Genomic DNA, 19,042 nt, shown 5'->3' on the forward strand with positions numbered 1-19,042 from the left:
GAGAACCCGGCCGTCGTCGAGGAGATCCTCTCCGCCCTCAAGTTCTGGCTGGACCTGGGCATCGACGGCTTCCGGCTCGACGCCGTCCCCTACCTGTTCGCGCAGGAGGGCACCAACTGCGAGAACCTGCCGCCCACCCATGACCTCCTCAAGCGGGTCCGCAAGGAGATCGACGCCCACTACCCGGACACGGTCCTGCTGGCCGAGGCCAACCAGTGGCCGGAGGACGTGGTCGACTACTTCGGCGACTTCGCCTCGGGTGGCGACGAATGCCACATGGCGTTCCACTTCCCCGTCATGCCCCGCATCTTCATGGCCGTCCGCCGGGAATCCCGCTACCCCGTCTCCGAGGTCCTGGCCAAGACCCCGGCGATCCCGTCGGGCTGCCAGTGGGGCGTCTTCCTGCGCAACCACGACGAACTCACCCTCGAAATGGTCACCGACGAGGAACGCGACTACATGTACGCGGAATACGCGAAGGACCCGCGTATGCGCGCCAACATCGGCATCCGCCGCCGACTCGCCCCCCTCCTCGACAACGACCGCAACCAGATCGAACTCTTCACCGCCCTCCTCCTCTCCCTCCCCGGCTCACCGATCCTCTACTACGGCGACGAGATCGGCATGGGCGACAACATCTGGCTCGGCGACCGCGACGCCGTCCGCACCCCCATGCAATGGACCCCCGACCGCAACGCCGGCTTCTCCTCCAGCGACCCCGGACGCCTCTTCCTCCCCACGATCATGGACCCCGTCTATGGCTACCAGGTCACCAACGTCGAGGCATCCATGTCCTCCCCCTCGTCGCTCCTGCACTGGACCCGCCGGATGATCGAGATCCGCAAACAGAACCCCGCCTTCGGCCTCGGCATCTACACCGAACTCCCCTCCACCAACCCCGCCGTCCTCGCCTTCACCCGGCAGTACGAGGACGATCTGGTGCTGTGCGTCAACAACTTCTCCCGGTTCGCCCAGCCCACCGAACTGGATCTGCGCCAGTTCGCGGGACGGCACCCGGTGGAGCTGATCGGCGGGGTGCGGTTCCCGGCCATCGGGGAGCTGCCGTACCTGCTGACCCTGGGCGGTCACGGCTTCTACTGGTTCCGGCTCCGCAAGGACGCCGCGTAGAACTCGCGGGCGGGGCGGTTTCCCCCACCCCGCCCCGGGCACGCATACGTAACACCCCCGCCCCGGGGAAAGGACGCCCGCCATGTCGGAAGCCGTCACCCGTGCCGCCGCCACCGGCCCTGGTCTTCTCCCCGCCCTGGACCCCCTGCTGCGGCCCTGGCTGCCACGGCAGCGCTGGTTCGCCGGCAAGGGCCGTCCCGTCACCGGCTTCTCGCTGGTGGCGGCCACCGAACTGCTCCCGTACACCGGCCGGATCGGCCTGTACCACCTCCTCGTACGGGCCCATCAGCCACCACGCGGCGACTGCTACCAGCTCCTCATAGGGGTGCGCGAGGCACTGCCGCCCCGGCTGGCGCCCGCGCTGATCGGCCAGGTGACCGAAGGTCCGCTCGCCGGACGCACGGTGTACGACGCCCTCCACGACCCCCGGCCCGCCGCACTGCTCCTGGAGGCCCTGCGCTCCCGGGCCCGCATCGGCGGGCAACTGCGTTTCGACCGCGCCCCGGACCGCGAGATCGGCCCCGACCTCACCCCCCGGATGCTCACCGCCGAGCAGTCCAATTCCTCCGTCGTCTTTGGAGATACGTTCATCCTCAAGCTGTTCCGCCGTATCTCGCCCGGCGTCAACCCCGATCTGGAACTCCCCCTGGCCCTGTCCGAGGAGGGCTGCGCACGCGTCCCCGCCCCCACGGCATGGATCCGGGCGGAGCTGGGCAGCGACCCGTACGTCCTGGGCGTCCTCCAGCCGTATCTGCGCGGCGCCATCGACGGCTGGGAACTGGCGCTGCGCGCTCTGGCCAAGGGCGAGGACTTCACCGCCGAGGCCCATGACCTGGGCCGGGCCACGGCCGAGGTGCACACCGCCCTCGCCCGCGCACTGCCCACGGTGACCATGGGCCGGGCCCAGCTGGAACCGCTGGTCGCGGGGATGCGGTCACGGCTGACGGCGGCCGTGCGGGCGGTACCGGCACTGCGCGGGTACGAGCCGAAGCTGCGGCGGGTCTTCGACGCGCTGGCCGGAGCGGACGGGGAGGGCCGGGAGCGGCGTGCTCAGCGCGTCCACGGGGACCTGCACCTCGGACAGTGCCTGCGCGCCCCCTCCGGCACCTGGTCGCTGATCGACTTCGAGGGCGAACCGGCCAAGTCGCTCACCGAACGCCGGCTGCCGCAGCCGGTGGTCCGGGACATCGCGGGCATGCTGCGGTCCTTCGACTACGCCGCCCACTCGGTCCGCCCCCCGCTGCCGGAGCGGGCGGCGGCGGCCTGGGCGGACACCTGCCGGGACGCCTACTGCTCAGGCTACACGGAGGTGACGGGCGACGATCCGCGCGGTGACGCCGTACTGCTGCGGGCGTACGAGACCGACAAGGCGGTGTACGAAGTGGTGTACGAGGCACGGCACCGCCCCGACTGGCTCGCCGTGCCCCTGGCGGCGATCGACCGCCTGGCCGACCCGTCCTGACGATCCCCACCCGCGCCCAGGAGGCTCCTCCGTGACCGCCCTCCCCCCGTCCAGCACCCCGAACCCGAAGGTCACCCCCGCCCTCGACGCCACCGACCGCGCCCGGCTGCTCTCCGGCACCCACCACGCGCCGCACTCCGTCCTGGGCGCGCACCCGGCCCCCGGCGGAGTGGTCTTCCGGGCGTTGCGCCCCTACGCGCTGGCGGTCACGGTGGTGGCGGGCGAGCTGCGCACCGCTCTCCACCACGACGGCGACGGTCTGTTCTCGGGCCTGCTGCCCCTGCGGGACGTACCGGGGTACCGCCTTCAGGTGACGTACGAGGGGACTGTGCTGGAGACGGAGGACCCGTACCGTTTCCTGCCCGCGCTCGGGGATGTCGATCTGCATCTGATCGGCGAGGGCCGCCATGAGCAGCTGTGGAAGGCGCTGGGCGCGGAGCCGATGACCCACCAGGGCGTGACCGGCACCCGTTTCGCGGTGTGGGCGCCGAACGCCCTGGGGGTGCGCGTGGCCGGGACCTTCAACCACTGGGACGGCACGGGCTTCCCCCTGCGGTCGCTGGGCGGCACCGGGGTGTGGGAGCTGTTCGTGCCGGGGATCGGCGTGGGCGAGCTGTACAAGTACGAGATCACCCGGGCGGACGGTTCGAAGACCCTGCGCGCGGACCCGCTGGCCCGCCGGACGGAGGTACCGCCGGACACGGCGTCGGTGGTGACGGCGTCGGCGTACGAGTGGGGTGACGCGCGGTGGATGGCCCGGCGGGGCGAGGTCCCGGTGCACGAGGCGCCCTTCTCGGTGTACGAGCTGCACCTGATGTCCTGGCGACCGGGCCTGACGTACCGTCAATTGGCCGAGCAACTCCCCGCGTATGTGAGTGACTTGGGCTTCACGCACGTGGAGCTGATGCCACTGGCCGAGCACCCGTTCGGTGGCTCCTGGGGGTATCAGGTCACCGGCTTCTACGCGCCCACGGCCCGCCTGGGCACCCCCGACGACTTCCGGTTCCTGGTGGACGCCCTGCACCGGGCGGGCATCGGGGTGATCATGGACTGGGTGCCGGCGCACTTCCCGAGGGACGACTGGGCACTGGCGGAGTTCGACGGGCGTCCGCTGTACGAGCACGGGGACCCCCTGCGGGCGGCGCATCCGGACTGGGGGACGCTGGAGTTCGACTACGGCCGCCGTGAGGTGCGCAACTTCCTGGTGGCGAACGCCGTGTACTGGTGCGAGGAGTTCCATGTCGACGGCCTGCGGGTGGACGCGGTCGCCTCGATGCTCTACCTGGACTATTCGCGCGAGCCGGGCCAGTGGACGCCGAACGAGCACGGTGGCCGGGAGAACCCGGACGCGGTGGCGTTCCTCCAGGAGATGAACGCGACGGTGTACCGCCGGACGCCGGGGGTGGTGACCATCGCCGAGGAGTCGACGTCCTGGGACGGCGTCACCCGGGCCACCCACCACGAGGGCCCGAGCGGCTTCGGCGGCCTGGGCTTCGGTCTGAAGTGGAACATGGGCTGGATGCACGACTCGCTGGCGTACCTGTCCCACGACCCCGTCCACCGCAGTCATCATCACCAGGAGATGACGTTCTCGATGGTGTACGCGTACAGCGAGAACTACGTCCTGCCGATCTCGCACGACGAGGTGGTGCACGGCAAGCGCTCCCTGGTGTCGAAGATGCCGGGCGACTGGTGGCAGCAGCGGGCCGACCTCCGGGCGTATCTGGCCTTCATGTGGGCCCACCCCGGCAAGCAACTCCTCTTCATGGGCCAGGAGTTCGCGCAGGGCGCGGAGTGGTCGGAGGCCCATGGCCCGGACTGGTGGCTCCTGGACCCGGCGTACGGGGCGGAGCCGGACCACCGGGGAGTACGGGACCTGGTACGCGACCTGAACACGGTCTACCGGGGTACGCCGGCCCTGTGGCAGCGCGACACCGACCCGGCCGGGTTCGAGTGGATCGCCGGGGACTCCGGGGACTCCGGGGACTCCGTGGACGACAACGTCTTCGCCTTCCTCCGCCGGGCCGCCGACGGGACACCCCTGCTGTCGGTCAGCAACTTCTCGCCGGTCGTCCGCGCCGACTACCGTCTGGGCGTCCCGGACGACGTCCCCGCCTGGCACGAGTCCCTCAACACGGACGCCGTACGGTACGGGGGCGGCGGGGTGGGCCGGCCGGACCCGGTCAAGCCGGAGGCGGTCGCCGCGCATGGCCGTCCGGCGAGCATCAGGGTGACGTTGCCGCCGCTGTCCACGGTGTGGCTGCGTCCGGCTTGATGTCAGGGGGTGGGACGTCCGGCGGGACGTCATGAGGTGAGACGTCCGGCGGGACGTCATGACGTGAGACGTCCGGCGGGAGGTCATGGGTCGAGCTGACGGAGACGGGGTGGTCTCAGCGCTCCGGGGCCGTCGTCCCGCGGACCCAGCGGTACACCAGCTCCGGCCGCCCCACCTGCCCGTACAGCGGGCTGCGGCCCGCCCACCCGGCCTCGACCAGATGCTCCAGGTAGCGCCGGGCCGTGATGCGCGAGATGCCGACCGCCTCGGCGACCCCGGCCGCGGTGAGGCCCTCGGCTCGGGTGCGCAGCGTGGCGGTGACCCGCTCCAGGGTCGGGCCGCTCAGGCCCTTGGGGAGGGCGGCGGGGCCGGGGGCGCGCAGGTTGGCGAGGGCGCGGTCGACCTCGTCCTGCCCGCTGGCCTCGCCCGCCGACGCGCGGAACTCGGCGTAACGGACGAGGCGGTCGCGCAGGGTGGCGAAGGTGAAGGGCTTGAGGACGTACTGCACGACACCCAGGGAGACTCCTTCGCGGACCACGGCCAGGTCGCGGGCGGACGTCACCGCTATCACGTCCGCGTGGTAGCCGGCCGCGCGCAGCGAGCGGGCCAGTTGCAGTCCGTGCACATCGGGCAGATGGAGGTCCAGGAGGAGCAGATCGACCGGGTCGCGCTCCAGCGCGCGCCGCGCCTCCGCGCCGGTGTGGGCCTTGCCGACGGCGGTGAAGCCGGGCACCCGGCCGACGTACATGACATGCGCGTCGGCGGCGACGGGGTCGTCCTCCACCACCAGGACGCGGATCGGCCGCTTCCCGCCCCGGTCCGCCCTGTCCGCGCCGGTCATGCCCGTCCTCCCGTCACTGCGTCCCGTGTCTCCGTCGCCGTCTCTGGCGCTGTCGCCGTCTCTGTCGCCGTCTCTGTCGCCGGTAGGGGCAGCCGTACCTCGAACCGTGCCCCGCCGTCCGGCGCCTGTGTCACCGTCAGTGTCCCCTCGTGGCGGTGGACGGCCTGGCGGACCAGGGCGAGGCCGAGCCCCCGGCCGCCCGGCCCGGCCGGTTTGGTGGAGTAGCCGCGCTGGAACACCAGGTCGGTGTGGGCGGGGTCGACGCCCGCCCCGGTGTCGGTCACCCGCAGCACGAGTTCCTCGCCGGTCTCCTCCTGGCGGGACTCCGTGTACGCGGCCACCGTCACCCGCGCCCCCACACTCCCCTGCGCCGCGTCCACGGCGTTGTCGATCAGGTTGCCCAGGATGGTCACCAGGTCCCGGGCGGGCAAGGCCCGTGGCAGCGGTCCGTCGTCCAGGCCGCCGCTCTCCCGGGAGACCTCCAGCTCCACGCCCCGCTCATTGGCCTGGGCGGTCTTGCCCAGCAGCAGCGCGGCGAGGACCGGTTCGCTGACCGCGGCCACCACCTGGTCGGTGAGCGCCTGGGCCAGCTCCAGCTCGGCGGTCGCGAAGGCGATGGCCTCGTCCGCGCGGCCCAGTTCGATGAGGGAGACGACGGTGTGCAGCCGGTTGGCCGCCTCGTGGGCCTGGGAGCGCAGGGCCTGGGTGAAGCCGCGCTCGGAGTCCAGCTCGCCCATCAGGGACTGGAGTTCCGTGACGTCCCGCAGGGTCACCACCGTGCCGCGCCGCTCACCGCCGGAGACCGGTGAGGTGTTGATGACGAGCACCCGGTCGGCGGTCAGCTGCACCTCGTCCACGCGCGGCTCGGAGGACAGCAGCGCCCCGGTGAGGGGGGCCGGGAGTCCGAGGTCGGCGACCGAGCGGCCCACCACCTCGCCGCTGACGCCGAGCAGCTCACGCCCGCCGTCGTTGATCAGCGCCACCCGGTACTGCCCGTCCAGCATCAGCAGTCCCTCGCGCACCGCGTGCAGGGCGGCCTGGTGGTAGTCGTGCATCCGGCTCAGCTCGGACGCGTTCATGCCGTGGGTGTGGCGGCGCAGCCGGGCGTTGATGACGTACGTGCCGACCGCGCCGAGGGCGAGCGCGCCGCCCGCGACCCCGATCAGGGCGGTGACCTGCTCCTGCACCCGGCGGCTGATCGCGTCGACCCGGATCCCGGCGCTGACCAGGCCGATGACCTTGCCGTCGACGGTGATCGGGGTGACCGCGCGGACGGACGGGCCGAGGGTGCCGGTGTAGGTCTCGGTGATGGACTCGCCCTTGAGGGCGGCGTCGATGTGGCCGAGGAACGGTTTGCCGATCTGGCTCTCGTCGGGGTGGGTCCAGCGGATGCCCTGCGGATCCATGATCGTCACGAAGTCGATGCCGGTGTCCTCCATGACCCGTACCGCGTAGGGCTGGAGCTGGGCGGTGGGGTCGCTGGTGTGGATCGCCTCGGCCACCGAGGGGGCGTCGGCCACCGCGCGGGCGACCGCCATCGCCTGCTGTCCGGCCGCGTCCTGGGCCTGGCTGCGGTCGCTGACGTAGGTGAAGAGCGCGTACCCGGCCACGAGCACGGCTATCAGCACCGCCTGCATGGCGAACAGCTGACCGGCCAGGCTCCTCGGCCTCAGGAAGGGGATACGCGGCATGACGTCAGTGTGCCTCGCGACTTAAGCGTGAACTAAATGAACGTAAGGGTGACCGGCCTCACACGCCGGGAGATAGTCACCGCAATCCTCAAAAACTCCCGGACGTGAGCCGCACTCCGGTGATGCCGACGACGACGTCAAGGAGGGCCGCCGTGAGCAGCCGCACGCCCGAAACGGCACCAGCCGCACCTGCCGCGCCCGCCGCGAAGCGGGACCGCACCCATTACCTCTACATCGCGGTGATCGCCGCGGTCGCGATCGGCATCGCCGTGGGTCTGATCGCCCCCGACTTCGCCATCGAGCTGAAGCCGATCGGAACAGGCTTCGTCAATCTGATCAAGATGATGATCTCGCCGATCATCTTCTGCACGATCGTGCTCGGCATCGGTTCGGTCCGTAAGGCCGCCAAGGTGGGCGCGGTCGGCGGTATCGCCCTGGTCTACTTCGTCGCGATGTCGCTGGTGGCGCTGGCCATCGGTCTGGTCGTCGGCAACATCCTGGAGCCGGGGACCGGCCTCGCGGTGACCGACGCGATCCGGGAGACCGGACAGGCCCAGGTGGACGCCGAGGCCAAGGACACCACCGAGTTCCTGCTCGGCATCATCCCGACCACGATCGTGTCCGCCTTCACCCAGGGCGAGGTGCTCCAGACGCTGCTGATCGCGCTGCTGGCCGGCTTCGCGCTCCAGTCGATGGGCAGCGCCGGACAGCCGATCCTGCGGGGCATCGAGCACATCCAGCGGCTGGTCTTCCGCATCCTCGCGATGATCATGTGGGCGGCCCCGATCGGCGCGTTCGGCGCGATCGCCGCCGTCACCGGTTCGGCGGGCGTGGACGCCCTCAAGAGCCTCGCGGTGCTGATGCTCGGCTTCTACGTGACCTGTTTCCTGTTCGTCTTCCTGGTGCTGGGTACGCTGCTGAAGCTGATCTCCGGGCTGAACGTCCTGTCGCTCTTCAAGTACCTGGGCCGGGAGTTCCTGCTGATCCTGTCGACGTCCTCGTCCGAGTCCGCGCTGCCGCGGCTCATCGCGAAGATGGAGCACCTGGGGGTCAGCAAGCCGGTGGTCGGCATCACCGTCCCGACCGGCTACTCCTTCAACCTCGACGGCACCATGATCTACATGACCATGGCGTCCCTGTTCATCGCCGACGCCATGGGTACGCCGATGTCGGTCGGTGAGCAGATCTCGCTGCTGCTGTTCCTGCTGGTCGCCTCGAAGGGTGCCGCCGGTGTCACTGGCGCGGGTCTGGCGACGCTGGCCGGTGGCCTCCAGTCGCACAAGCCGGCCCTGGTGGACGGCGTCGGCCTGATCGTCGGCATCGACCGCTTCATGAGCGAGGCCCGCGCCCTGACGAACTTCGCGGGCAACGCGGTGGCCACGGTGCTGATCGGCACCTGGACCAAGGAGATCGACAAGGAGCGGGTCAACCAGGTGCTCGCCGGTCAGCTGCCCTTCGACGAGAAGACGCTGCTGGACGACGGTCACGGCGGTCCCGCGCCCGCGCCCGAGTCCACGGGCGGTGCGGACGGGGTGCCCGTCCAGCCGCAGGACGGCAAGACGCTGACCAGGGCCTGACCAGACGTGGGGGGCGGGGCCTGCCAACCAGGCAGTACCGCTCCCCGCAGGGTGCCCGTTCCCGCCTGAACCGGGGCCGGACACCCGACCCGGGACCCCGGGCAAGCCGAGTTCTCCCCCCGCCTCGGCAGGCCCGGGGTCCTTGCCGTGCGCCGACGAGGGGGGGGCGGCGCTTGCCATGACGCCGACGTCAAGTCGTACGTTCATCGGTATGCGAATCGGCGAGCTGGCCGAGCGTGCGGGGACCACCACCCGGGCGCTCAGGTACTACGAGTCACGGGGGCTGCTGCCCGCGAGGCGGGACGCCCAGGGGCACCGCACCTACGACGAGCGGGATCTGAGACTGCTGCGGCAGATCCGGACGCTGAAGGACTTCGGGTTCGAGCTGGAGGAGACCCGGCCGTTCGTGGAGTGTCTGCGCGCCGGGCACCCGGAGGGCGATCTGTGCCCGGCCTCGCTCGTGGTCTACCGGCGCAAGCTGGACGAACTCGACGCGCTGATCGGCGAGCTGACCGCCGTACGGACGCAGGTCGGGGCGCAGTTGGCGCGGGCCGAGCGGGAGCGGGCGGAGCTGGCGGCCGAGGCGGAGGTTCCGGGCGGTCCGGAACCCGTGTGCGAACTGGGACGGGGAGGACGGCCATGAGCAGGGCGGCGGGCGTTGCCGAGGTGACCGACGCGGACTTCGCGGACGAGGTGATCGGGGCGGAATTGCCGGTGCTGGTGGAATTCACCGCCGACTGGTGTCCGCCGTGCCGACAGATGGCGCCCGTGCTCAGCGCGCTGGCGGTGGAGGAGGGCGCGCGGCTGAAGGTCGTACAGCTGGATGTGGACCACAATCCGGACACCACGAATCGGTATCAGGTGCTGTCCATGCCGACGTTCATGGTGTTCCGCGGTGGTGAGCCGGTGAAGGCGATGGTGGGGGCCAGGCCCAAGCGGCGGCTGCTGGAGGAGGTGGCGGAGGTGCTCTGGGCTGCCGCCCGGGGCTGAGGGAGGGCTTCTGGGCCCTGGTGCGCCTCTTCGCCTCTCGAACGCCTCCGCACCTCTCGAACAGAGAAATCCCCCGAGCCAATTGCGCTCGGGGGATTTCTCTGCGTATATTCAAGAGTTCGCGACTTCGGAAATAGAAGCGGCGAAAGCAAGTCACTGAGCACAGTATATCCGGGCGGGAGCGGAATTGTCAAACAGTGAATTTCCAGATGATGAGCCGGACGTCGAAATGCGGGACGAGCAGGAATTCATCGACGGCCTGTATGCCCGGGTCGACGTGCTGCGCGGAGCCACCGAGGCGTCGGTCACCGACGCGCTCGCCCGGGGCGACAAGCCCATGCAGGCCCGGCTGGAGCGGGACATCCAGGTCGCCGAGCACTCGGCGACGCTCGCCGCGCTGAACGCGGTGGACGGCTCGCTCTGTTTCGGCCGGATCGACCTCACCGATGGCGCCACCCACCACATCGGCCGGATCGGGCTGCGCGCCGACGACCCCCACCGCACCCCGATCCTGATCGACTGGCGGGCCGGGGTCGCACGCCCGTTCTATCTGGCCACCGGCCACACCCCGATGGGCCTGCGCAGACGCCGTCACCTCACCACCGACGGCCGCCGGGTCACCGCCCTGCACGACGAGATCCTCGACCTCGGCGACCGGGAGCGCACCGGCCACGAGGACCCGTCCGGGGACACCGTGCTGCTGGCCGCCCTGAACTCGGCGCGCACCGGCCGGATGGCCGACATCGTGCAGACCATCCAGGCCGAGCAGGACGAGATCATCCGCGCCCCGCACCGGGGTGTCCTGGTGGTCGAGGGCGGACCGGGCACCGGCAAGACGGCGGTGGCCCTGCACCGGGCCGCGTACCTCCTCTACGAGCACCGCGAACTGCTGGCCAAACGCGCGGTCCTGATCGTCGACCCCAACCCGGCCTTCCTGGGCTACATCGGCGAGGTGCTGCCCTCCCTGGGCGAGACGGGCGTGCTACTCGCGACGGTCGGCGAGCTGTTCCCCGGCGTGAGGGCGAGTGCGACCGACAGTCCCGAGGCCGCCGCGGTGAAGGGCGGCGCCGGGATGGCCGAGGTGCTGGCCGCCGTCGTACGGGACCGGCAGGCGCTGCCCGATCCGGTGATCGCGATCGAGCACGACCGCGAGATCCTGATGCTGGACGACGGGCTGGTCAATGTCGCCCGCGAGCGCACCCGCGCGGCCAAGCTGCCGCACAACGCCGCCCGGGAGCATTTCGAGGGCCACATCCTCAACACTCTGACCGAGCTGTACGCCGAGCGCATCGGCACCGACCCCTACGACGGTTCCAGCATGCTGGACGCCGCCGACCTGACCCAGATCCGGGACGACCTGGCCGAGAACGCCGAGGTCTGGTCGGCCATCGACCAGCTCTGGCCCCGGATCACCCCGCGCCGCCTGATCGCCGACTTCCTGGCGGCGCCGGAGGGATACGTCGGCGACACCGAGGCCGCCGCGATCCGCAGGCCGGTGACGCGGGCCTGGACCACGGCGGACGTGCCGCTCCTGGACGAGGCGGCGGAACTGCTGGGCGAGGACGACCGAGTGGCCCGGACCCGGGCGGAACGCGAACGGGAGACCCAGATCGCGTACGCGCAGGGTGTGCTGGACGTGTCGTACGCGTCGCGGACGTTCGAGTTCGAGGACAAGGAGGACAGCGACCCGGAGTCGTCCGAGGTCCTGTCGGCGCACGACATCATCGACGCGGAACGCTTCGCGGAGCGCCACGAGGAGGCGGACCACCGCAGCGCCGCCGAACGGGCGGCGGCGGACCGCACGTGGGCCTTCGGGCACATCATCGTGGACGAGGCGCAGGAACTGTCCCCGATGGCGTGGCGGCTGCTGATGCGGCGCAGCCCGACCCGCTCGATGACCCTGGTCGGCGACCCGGCCCAGACGGCGGACCCGGCGGGTGTCGGCTCGTGGGCGGACATCCTCACGCCGTATGTCGAGGACCGCTGGACCCACACCCGCCTGGGCGTCAACTACCGCACCCCCGCCGAGATCATGGACCTGGCGGCGGCCGTGGTCCGCGCGCAGCACCCGGACTTCGAGCCGCCGAGTTCCGTACGGTCCACGGGTGTACGTCCCTGGATCCGCGCGGTGGACGACGTACCGGGCGCGATCGCCGAGGCGGTGGAGGAGCTGACCCCCGAGGAGGGCCGCCTGGCCGTCATCGCCCCCCGCGGCCTGCACCGCCGACTCGCGGCACGGCTACCGGGCGTGACGGCGGGCGCGGAACCCGACCTGACCCACCGGATCGTCCTCCTGGACCCCCGCCAGGCGAAGGGCCTGGAGTTCGACTCGGTGCTGGTGGTGGAGCCGGGCGTGTACGGGGTGAGCGACCTGTATGTGGCGCTGACCCGGGCGACGCAGCGGTTGGGGGTGCTGCATTCGGGGGCGTTGCCCCCGGCGTTGAGGTGACGGCCGCCCCGTGACGGCCCGGCCCGCAGGCCCGGAGCCCTGCGGGCCACGACGCCCGCTCCGTCCGGACGCGTCACGGGGTGCCGTGCGAGCCGGCCAGGGCATGTCGCCGGTCTAGGTGGTCGCGTCCCGTCGGCACGGGATGCCGGTGCGCATGTTGGAAGATGCACCGGCGATGACGGAATCGAGCCGGTCCCGGGTGCGGGCGAGGTCCGCGATGTGCCGGTCGAGATGGTCGCGCTCCTCGGCCAGGCGCTGGAGCAGCTCGGGGGTGGCCTTGCCGTCGATGACGCAGGACGTCAGCTCGGCGATGGCCTTGCTGGACAGCCCGGCGGCGTACAGCTGACGGATCAGACGGATCCGGTCGACGGCGCCTTCCGGGTAGTGGCGCTGGCCGCTGCCGCTGCGCTCGGAGGTGAGGAGGTCCTGCTCCTCGTAGTAGCGCAGGGCCCGGGTGGTGACGCCGGTGCGGCGGGCGAGTTCCCCGATACGCATGTCGGGCCCCCTTCTCATGACCTGAGCAAGTCTCATGACCTGAGCAAGAGATCTCATGACCTGAGTCACAGACCCTTGCCCTTCACGTCAACGTGAGGTTCTAGCGTAGCTGACGTGCCCGGTACCGGGTGATTCATCCCTTCGATGAGCAAGCCCGGACGAAGCCCGCTCGCCTCACCTCACCTGACCGCTGAGCGCGGCCTCAACCTCAAGGCAGCCTGAACCTCGCGCCACACCTGAAAGGCATCGCATGACCACGTACCAGGCGACCGGTCTCACCGGTCCCGAGCCCACCCCGACCGTATCGGTCAAGCCTCTTGTGCTGCCCGACCCGCGGCGCGGTGAGGACCTGCACGTACGCGTCTCCGCCCCGGTCACCGGCACCGGTCTGCCCGTCGTGCTGTTCGCCCATGGGTTCGGCTCGGACCTGGACGGCTACGCGCCGCTGGTCGACCACTGGGCTTCCCGTGGCTTCGTGGTCGTCCGGGCCACCCACCTGGACTCCAAGCGGCTCGGCCTGGCCGCGGACGATCCCCGCAGGCCCCGGATGTGGCGCCAGCGGGTGCGCGACATGCGGCACATCCTGGACGAGCTGGGGACTCTGGAGGCGTCCGTGCCGGGCCTGGCCGACCGGGTCGACCACAGCCGTGTCGTCGCGGCCGGTCACTCCTTCGGCGGCCAGACCGCGGGCATCCTGGTGGGCCTGCGCGTCAAGGACCCGGACACCGGCACCGCCGAGGACCTCTCGGACCCCCGGGTCATGGCCAGCATCCAGCTGGCCACCGCCGGCAAGGGCGGCGACGAACTGACCCCCTTCGCCCACGAGAACCTTCCCTGGCTGCGCGACCAGGACTTCTCCCACATCACCGCCCCCGGACTCGTCGTCGCCGGCGACAGGGACGACCTCCCGCTCTCCACCCGGGGACCGGCCTGGACGACCGACCCCTACACCCTCAGCCACGGCAACAAGAGCCTTCTCACCGTCCACGGCGCCGAGCACTTCCTCGGCGGCATCTCCGGCTATCGGTCGGCGGAGACCACCGACGAGGATCCCGCCCGAGTCGCTCTCGTCCAACAGGTCACCCTCGCCTACCTGCGCCACATCACCGGAATCGACCACACCGACTGGGAGCGGGCCCAGAAGGTCCTCACCGACGGCCACCCGCTGGGACGACTCGAATCCAAGTAACCTCTGGGACCGCCGCACCTTGCCGTTCTCAGCTACGAGCGAGGCCTGACCCCCTTGACCGACATCGACGTCCTGCGCGGGTTCGCGACCGTACTCGGGATCGACCCCGTCGAGCTGGGCCTGACGCCCTCCGTTCCCGCATCGGCGCCTGCGGAGAGTGCGGGCGGCCGGTCCGGGGCCGTGGGACCATGGCCGCGCCGGACTTCCCCCGACCTGCGCCCAGCGGAACGAGAAGGAGACGACCCCGTGAGGCGACGACGCCTGCTGGGTGGCCTGGCGGTCACGGCCGCCGCCGCAGCCGGAATTCCCCTCCCCTCCGGAGGCCCTCCGCCTGAGACCGACGCCGCCGCCGGCGACGCCCTGGTGGCCGGACTCCGTGACGCCATGCTGGGCATCGGCACCCGCCCGCCTGGTACGGAACTCCCGGACACGCTCGTGAAGCGGGCGCTCTCGGCGTTCCACGCCTGCGACTACACCGCGCTGGCGGTCCTGCTCCCGGCCGCCATCCGCACCGGCCATGCCGACGGCACCGACACCAGTCTCGCCCGCGCCTACGTCCTCGCCACCCGGATGCTCGTGAAGCTGGACGAGCATCAGTTGGGGTGGATGGCCGCCGACCGCGCCCGCCAGTACGCGGGCTCGACGGGCGACCCGATGCAGTCGGCGGAGGCCGCCCGGCAGCTCGCCGTGCTGGCACGCCGCGCCGGTTGGCACGACCAGGCGCTGTCCATCGCACTGGCCGCCGCCGCCGACCCCGCGCTTCGCACAGCCGGCCCGGACGGCGCGGCCCAACGCGGCCTCCTCGTCCAGTCCGCCGCCTACACCGCCGCCCGCGCCGGCGACGCCGACGGGATGCGGGAGCTGACCGGCGAGGCCGTGGCCATCGCCACCGCCCTGCGCGGCACCACCCGGCTCCGCCAGCACGGCGGCTTCTCCCCCGCCACCGTCCAACTCCACCTCGTCTCTGCCGAGAACTCCGCGGGCGACCCCAGCCGCGCCCTGACGGCCGCCAAGGCCCTGAACCCCGGGCAGCTTCCGACGGTGGAGCGGCAGGCCCGCTACTACAGCGACGTGGCCACCGCCTACGCGGCATCGGGACGGCGGGACGACTGCGTGCGCGCCCTGCTGGCCGCCGAACGCATGGCCCCGCAGGAGACCCACACCCGGCCCGCCGTGCGCGCCATGGTCCAGGGCCTGCTCGTCTCGGGCCGGACCACCACCGAGCTACGGAGCTTGGCCGCCCGCTCCAGCCTCACCTTCTGACCGGTCCATGCCCGAGCGGAGACCCGCACCACGACCAGCGTCGTGTCCAGGGGCCACAATCTTCGGCGCAGCGGAGAGGGCGGCATGTTCGACACCTGCACCAGCAGCTTCGACGCGGTGTGGGAGATCGCGACCCCGACAAAAGAAGGGTGACCATGGCACGAACCGAGTACTACGACGACCCAGCCGCACCGGAGCCGAACAGTCTGGTGGTCGCCGCGTCCGCCGTGGTCACCGACGACGAAGGCCGCGTGCTCCTTCAGCGCCGCCGGGACAACGATCTCTGGGCACTACCGGGCGGCGGCCTGGAGATGACCGACTCCCTGCCGGGAACGGCCGTCCGGGAGGTGAAGGAGGAAACGGGTCTGGACGTGGAGATCACCGGCCTCGTGGGCACCTACACCGACCCTCGCCATGTCATCGCCTACTCGGACGGTGAAGTGCGCCGACAGTTCAACGTCTGCTTCACCGCCCGCGTGACCGGCGGCCGACTCGCGATCTCGGACGAGTCCACGGAGCTGCGGTTCGTCCAGCCGTCGGAGATCGATCAACTGCCGATGCACCACACTCAGCGGCTCCGGATCCGTCACTTCCTGGAGCAGCGTGAGCGGCCTTATCTCGGCTGACCTCGCGGGTCGCGGTGGCGGCGAACCTGCGCTGGGCTCCAGGCTCTTAGGGCATCACCGCACGCGCAATCAATGTGCCGATGTGCCCTTGGGTCGGAGCCTCCCATACTCGCACTTCGGCTTCCCGGAATCCGGCTTTGGTCAGGAGGCTCACCCATCTCCGGGGGGTGTAGCTGTACCGGTACGCATACATGGCTTTGGCCGCGAATCCGCCCTTGTACATTCCCTGCGGTCCATACGCCCCGGGGATGGCCGGCGGGTGGGAGAATGCGAGCACTCCGCCCGGATTCAATCGGGAAATGATCAAGGGAAGTAGCTTTGCCGGGTCAGTGAACCACACAGCCCCAAAGATCGAATAAACGGCGTCGTAGGACTCGTGACTGGTCCTCAGATGATCCAGCACTTCGGCGCAGATGAACTGCGCTCCAAGAGGGCCCCACCGTTTCGTGGTGTTGCCGGTCATGACAGGAGAAAGATCCAACCCCGTCGCCTTCACGCCTTGTTGTGCTAGGTAGGCAAGTGCCCGCCCTGTGCCGCACCCGATTTCCAGTACGGTTTCCGGGTCTCCCAGCAGTTCGGGACCGGGCCCATGTCCGGCGTACTGCGTCCAACAAAACACGGGCTCGGATTCGAACACCTTGTCCTTGGTGCTCTCTGCGTAGGTGTCCCAGAGTTCGCGTTCACTGTCGATATCGTGTCGGGCTGGCAACGAAGCGTCCTTCTGATGGGTGAGGTTTGGCAATACTGCGGCCCCCGTCCTCGAATGCGTCGGGAGAGGACGGGGGCTGTGACCGTACCGCCGGTTCAGTGGCTGTCGGGGACCTTGTCGTTGCACGGTGAGCAGTCGGAGGCGTCCGTCTCCCACAGTTCGTCGTCGACAGCGAACCCGTTCGCGCGCATCAGCCGGGCCGTACGCTCCACGACCCCGTCACGACGCCGCTCGATCAACGGCGCGTGGTGCTTGTATCGGCCGTTGTTGTGGGCGTCGCACAGGGCGAAGTAGAGGGGGGTGTCGAGGATGAGCTGGTGAACACCGATGTCCACGGTGTACCCGACGCCCATATCCGTACCGGGGTTCTCCATGGCGGTGACGACATAGGCAATGCCCTGCCCGAGGATGCGTTCCGCCAGGCTGCGCACAGCCACGCTGTCCCGGAGGAGGAGGCGAACCTCCCGTTCCCACAGGTCGGCCACGCCCACATCGGCCACGAGGTGCGGAACGCGCTCTTCCAGCGCGTTCAGAATCGTACGCGGGTCACGGGTCCGCGTCTGGACTGCTGTGTTCATCCTGCGCATCCTCCTGCTGGCGGAGTGGTGCATTGCGGTTCGTCGCACACCATCCTCTGTCCAGGGTGGAACTCCTTCTAGTTTCTTTCCTGTTGCGGCAAGAATCCGTCTCGGATGCGCTCCACCAGAGTTCTCATCTCGTCCCCGTATACGGCGACCGCAGCGAATCTGTCGAATGTGTCGGCGTACAGCTGTACATCTCTCGGATCACGAGTGGTGACCTCCGAGTGGAATGTCTCCACGATCACGAGACGATCGTCATGGAGGCTGAAGCACGTCATCGGGAAGTCCGGCTTCCTCCCTGCCTGGGGCACGATGCCGAGACGGATTCCAGTCAGCCGGGACAGGGACAGGAGCCGATCGAGCTGTAGTGCCATGACTACCGGATCGCCGATCTGCCAGCGCAGTACGTGTTCACAGATCAGGAAGTGAAAGGTACGCCCAGGGGTGTGCAGCACGGCCTGGCGCTCCAACCGGGCGGCGACTGTCTTCGTGTGTGTCTCCTCCGGCAGCGCTGGAGGCAGGCTGAATACTGCCGACGCGTACTCCGGGGTCTGGAGCAGACCGGGAATGAGCTGTCCCTGAAACAGTCTGAGTCTCTGGGTGCCGGCCTCGATGGCCCGGATGGTCCTCTGGTGCTTCCATGGGCCCATGCGTCGCAGGACACGCCATGCGGTCTCTTCTGTGGCCGCCGCCCGAGCAGCGGTGAGGAATTGTTCCTTGGCGTCATCGGAGACACCGAGGGCCGTCAAGATCAGGTCAACATCCTGGACTGTTGGCCGGACCTTGCCGTTCTCGATCTTTGAGAGCTTGCCCGCCGACATGGAAGCCCTACGGGCCACCACGTCCCCCGTCCGTCCGGACGCGTGACGCAGTGCCCGCAGAGCAGTGCCGATTGAGTCGGTCAGCGGTGTCGCTCCCAGTACGCGGCGAACGGCACGGCGGCGGTCAGGGCCCGGTCGCGGTACCCCCGGTACTCCGTGAGCCTGTCCGGCGACAGCAGTTCACCACCGACGAACGCGCCCGCCTCCGTGTAGTGCATCCGGTACACGTCCCGGTCGTCGAAGAGCCAGAAGTCGTGGTCGGCCAGGCCCGCGACCGCCTGCTCGGTCAGGTCGATGATGCCGATGTCCTCCCCGGCCTTGATGTTGCCGGGGTAAGCGGACAGCTCGTACCGAAGGTAGTCCGTGAGCGGCGATCTGAGCACATGAACCCGGGAGACCCGCTTGCCCTTGTCGGTCATCGACCGCACCCAAGGGTTGTCCGCCCACTCCGGGCCCATGTCCGCACCGGCCAGGAACCGCGCGATCTCCTCGCGCTCCTCCTCGATGTCGTACACGTCCAGCGTCTCCAGCCGGAACGCGGTCCGTTCGAAGGTCTCGAAGAGACGGCCAAACTCCTCACCCACGAGCACGGAAGTACTCCTCAAGCACTGCGGCGGGGACGATCACTGCGGCTTCACCGTCGGGCAGCGCCAACTGTGCCAGCCGCCCGGGATCCGTCTCGATGTACCCCTGGACCACGTAGTTCTCCCGATCCTCCGTGCCCCACAGGGTTGGGCAGGTGCCGTTCTTGCAGTCCGGGTCTCCGGAGAGCTTCCGTAACGCTCCGCCCATGGCTTCCCCTTGGTCGTCGGTCGTCGGTCACGCTTTGTACCGATGCTCTCGACCCCTCGGATCACGGTCAAGATCCTGAGCTTTCCAGAACGGGAAAGCGGCCCAGGTATCCCAGAACGCCGGAACCCCGCCCGGCTTTGCGTGACCGGACGG

Annotated in this window: 18 protein-coding genes; 10 read left to right on the plus strand and 8 right to left on the minus strand. The window is 70.0% G+C overall.

The window, feature by feature from the left end; all coding sequences use genetic code 11:
• The 3 genes from ACFXAZ_RS14580 to glgB form a co-directional block, all read left to right on the plus strand.
• Nucleotides 1–1,128 (plus strand): alpha-glucosidase C-terminal domain-containing protein (locus ACFXAZ_RS14580; RefSeq protein ID WP_384589666.1); only part of this gene is annotated, 1,128 nt, incomplete at its 5' end.
• 82 nt (nucleotides 1,129–1,210) lie between these two features.
• On the plus strand, nucleotides 1,211–2,590 hold the full coding sequence (locus ACFXAZ_RS14585; protein ID WP_384589669.1) for a maltokinase: 1,380 nt from the start codon (nucleotides 1,211–1,213) through the stop codon (nucleotides 2,588–2,590).
• A gap of 31 nt (nucleotides 2,591–2,621) precedes the next feature.
• Entirely contained in the window at nucleotides 2,622–4,865 is a 2,244-nt protein-coding gene (gene glgB / locus ACFXAZ_RS14590; RefSeq protein WP_384589672.1) for a 1,4-alpha-glucan branching enzyme, read from the plus strand.
• Nucleotides 4,866–4,980: 115 nt separating this feature from the next.
• Here the strand turns inward: glgB and ACFXAZ_RS14595 are convergent, their stop codons facing one another.
• Together ACFXAZ_RS14595 and ACFXAZ_RS14600 are read right to left on the minus strand one after the other, a co-directional pair.
• Entirely contained in the window at nucleotides 4,981–5,706 is a 726-nt protein-coding gene (locus ACFXAZ_RS14595) for a response regulator (protein WP_384589675.1), read from the minus strand.
• Nucleotides 5,703–7,397, minus strand: a complete 1,695-nt coding sequence (locus ACFXAZ_RS14600; RefSeq protein WP_384589678.1) for an ATP-binding protein — start codon at nucleotides 7,395–7,397, stop codon at nucleotides 5,703–5,705. The genes ACFXAZ_RS14595 and ACFXAZ_RS14600 overlap by 4 nt, the downstream gene beginning before the upstream one ends.
• Nucleotides 7,398–7,519: 122 nt before the next feature.
• Between ACFXAZ_RS14600 and ACFXAZ_RS14605 the strand changes: the two genes are divergently transcribed.
• The 4 genes from ACFXAZ_RS14605 (at nucleotide 7,520) to ACFXAZ_RS14620 (ending at nucleotide 12,413) form a co-directional block, all read left to right on the plus strand.
• On the plus strand, nucleotides 7,520–8,974 hold the full coding sequence (locus ACFXAZ_RS14605; protein ID WP_384589890.1) for a cation:dicarboxylate symporter family transporter: 1,455 nt from the start codon (nucleotides 7,520–7,522) through the stop codon (nucleotides 8,972–8,974).
• Between the two features lie 211 nt (nucleotides 8,975–9,185).
• Nucleotides 9,186–9,617, plus strand: coding sequence for a MerR family transcriptional regulator (locus ACFXAZ_RS14610; RefSeq protein WP_384589681.1), 432 nt, complete (start codon nucleotides 9,186–9,188; stop codon nucleotides 9,615–9,617).
• Nucleotides 9,614–9,964 carry a thioredoxin family protein gene (locus ACFXAZ_RS14615; RefSeq protein WP_384589684.1) on the plus strand — a complete coding sequence of 117 codons (351 nt, stop codon included), beginning with the start codon at nucleotides 9,614–9,616 and terminating at the stop codon, nucleotides 9,962–9,964. Before ACFXAZ_RS14610 ends, ACFXAZ_RS14615 begins: the two co-directional genes overlap by 4 nt.
• Nucleotides 9,965–10,193: 229 nt before the next feature.
• Nucleotides 10,194–12,413: a HelD family protein gene (locus tag ACFXAZ_RS14620; protein WP_384589687.1), complete on the plus strand. Its 2,220-nt coding sequence runs from the start codon at nucleotides 10,194–10,196 to the stop codon at nucleotides 12,411–12,413.
• A gap of 114 nt (nucleotides 12,414–12,527) precedes the next feature.
• Here the strand turns inward: ACFXAZ_RS14620 and ACFXAZ_RS14625 are convergent, their stop codons facing one another.
• Nucleotides 12,528–12,908 (minus strand): MerR family transcriptional regulator, encoded by a 381-nt coding sequence (locus tag ACFXAZ_RS14625; protein WP_384589690.1) that lies wholly within the window; start codon nucleotides 12,906–12,908, stop codon nucleotides 12,528–12,530.
• A 250-nt stretch (nucleotides 12,909–13,158) separates the two neighbouring features.
• On the opposite strand from ACFXAZ_RS14625, the gene ACFXAZ_RS14630 reads away from it, so the two are divergent.
• The 3 genes from ACFXAZ_RS14630 (at nucleotide 13,159) to ACFXAZ_RS14640 (ending at nucleotide 15,986) form a co-directional block, all read left to right on the plus strand.
• Nucleotides 13,159–14,097: an alpha/beta hydrolase family protein gene (locus ACFXAZ_RS14630; protein ID WP_384589693.1), complete on the plus strand. Its 939-nt coding sequence runs from the start codon at nucleotides 13,159–13,161 to the stop codon at nucleotides 14,095–14,097.
• A gap of 246 nt (nucleotides 14,098–14,343) precedes the next feature.
• Nucleotides 14,344–15,360 carry an XRE family transcriptional regulator gene (locus tag ACFXAZ_RS14635; RefSeq protein ID WP_384589696.1) on the plus strand — a complete coding sequence of 339 codons (1,017 nt, stop codon included), beginning with the start codon at nucleotides 14,344–14,346 and terminating at the stop codon, nucleotides 15,358–15,360.
• Between the two features lie 155 nt (nucleotides 15,361–15,515).
• The gene (locus ACFXAZ_RS14640; protein WP_384589699.1) at nucleotides 15,516–15,986 is read left to right on the plus strand and encodes an NUDIX domain-containing protein; all 471 of its coding nucleotides are present in this window, start codon (nucleotides 15,516–15,518) and stop codon (nucleotides 15,984–15,986) included.
• Nucleotides 15,987–16,032: 46 nt separating this feature from the next.
• Here ACFXAZ_RS14640 and ACFXAZ_RS14645 read toward each other — a convergent pair whose 3' ends face one another.
• The 5 genes from ACFXAZ_RS14645 to ACFXAZ_RS14665 all read right to left on the minus strand — a co-directional run bounded on the left by ACFXAZ_RS14645 (nucleotide 16,033) and on the right by ACFXAZ_RS14665 (nucleotide 18,889).
• Nucleotides 16,033–16,695 (minus strand): class I SAM-dependent methyltransferase, encoded by a 663-nt coding sequence (locus ACFXAZ_RS14645; RefSeq protein ID WP_384589702.1) that lies wholly within the window; start codon nucleotides 16,693–16,695, stop codon nucleotides 16,033–16,035.
• 95 nt (nucleotides 16,696–16,790) lie between these two features.
• Complete coding sequence (locus ACFXAZ_RS14650) at nucleotides 16,791–17,273, minus strand: hypothetical protein (RefSeq protein WP_384589705.1); 483 nt, start codon at nucleotides 17,271–17,273, stop codon at nucleotides 16,791–16,793.
• 77 nt (nucleotides 17,274–17,350) lie between these two features.
• Nucleotides 17,351–18,196 (minus strand): helix-turn-helix domain-containing protein, encoded by an 846-nt coding sequence (locus ACFXAZ_RS14655; RefSeq protein ID WP_384589893.1) that lies wholly within the window; start codon nucleotides 18,194–18,196, stop codon nucleotides 17,351–17,353.
• Complete coding sequence (locus tag ACFXAZ_RS14660; RefSeq protein ID WP_384589708.1) at nucleotides 18,178–18,681, minus strand: DUF6879 family protein; 504 nt, start codon at nucleotides 18,679–18,681, stop codon at nucleotides 18,178–18,180. The genes ACFXAZ_RS14655 and ACFXAZ_RS14660 overlap by 19 nt, the downstream gene beginning before the upstream one ends.
• Nucleotides 18,674–18,889, minus strand: coding sequence for a hypothetical protein (locus tag ACFXAZ_RS14665; RefSeq protein ID WP_384589711.1), 216 nt, complete (start codon nucleotides 18,887–18,889; stop codon nucleotides 18,674–18,676). The genes ACFXAZ_RS14660 and ACFXAZ_RS14665 overlap by 8 nt, the downstream gene beginning before the upstream one ends.
• Nucleotides 18,890–19,042: the final 153 nt, after the last annotated feature.

The organism is Streptomyces sp. NPDC059477 (genome assembly GCF_042749375.1).
GTDB lineage: Bacteria > Actinomycetota > Actinomycetes > Streptomycetales > Streptomycetaceae > Streptomyces.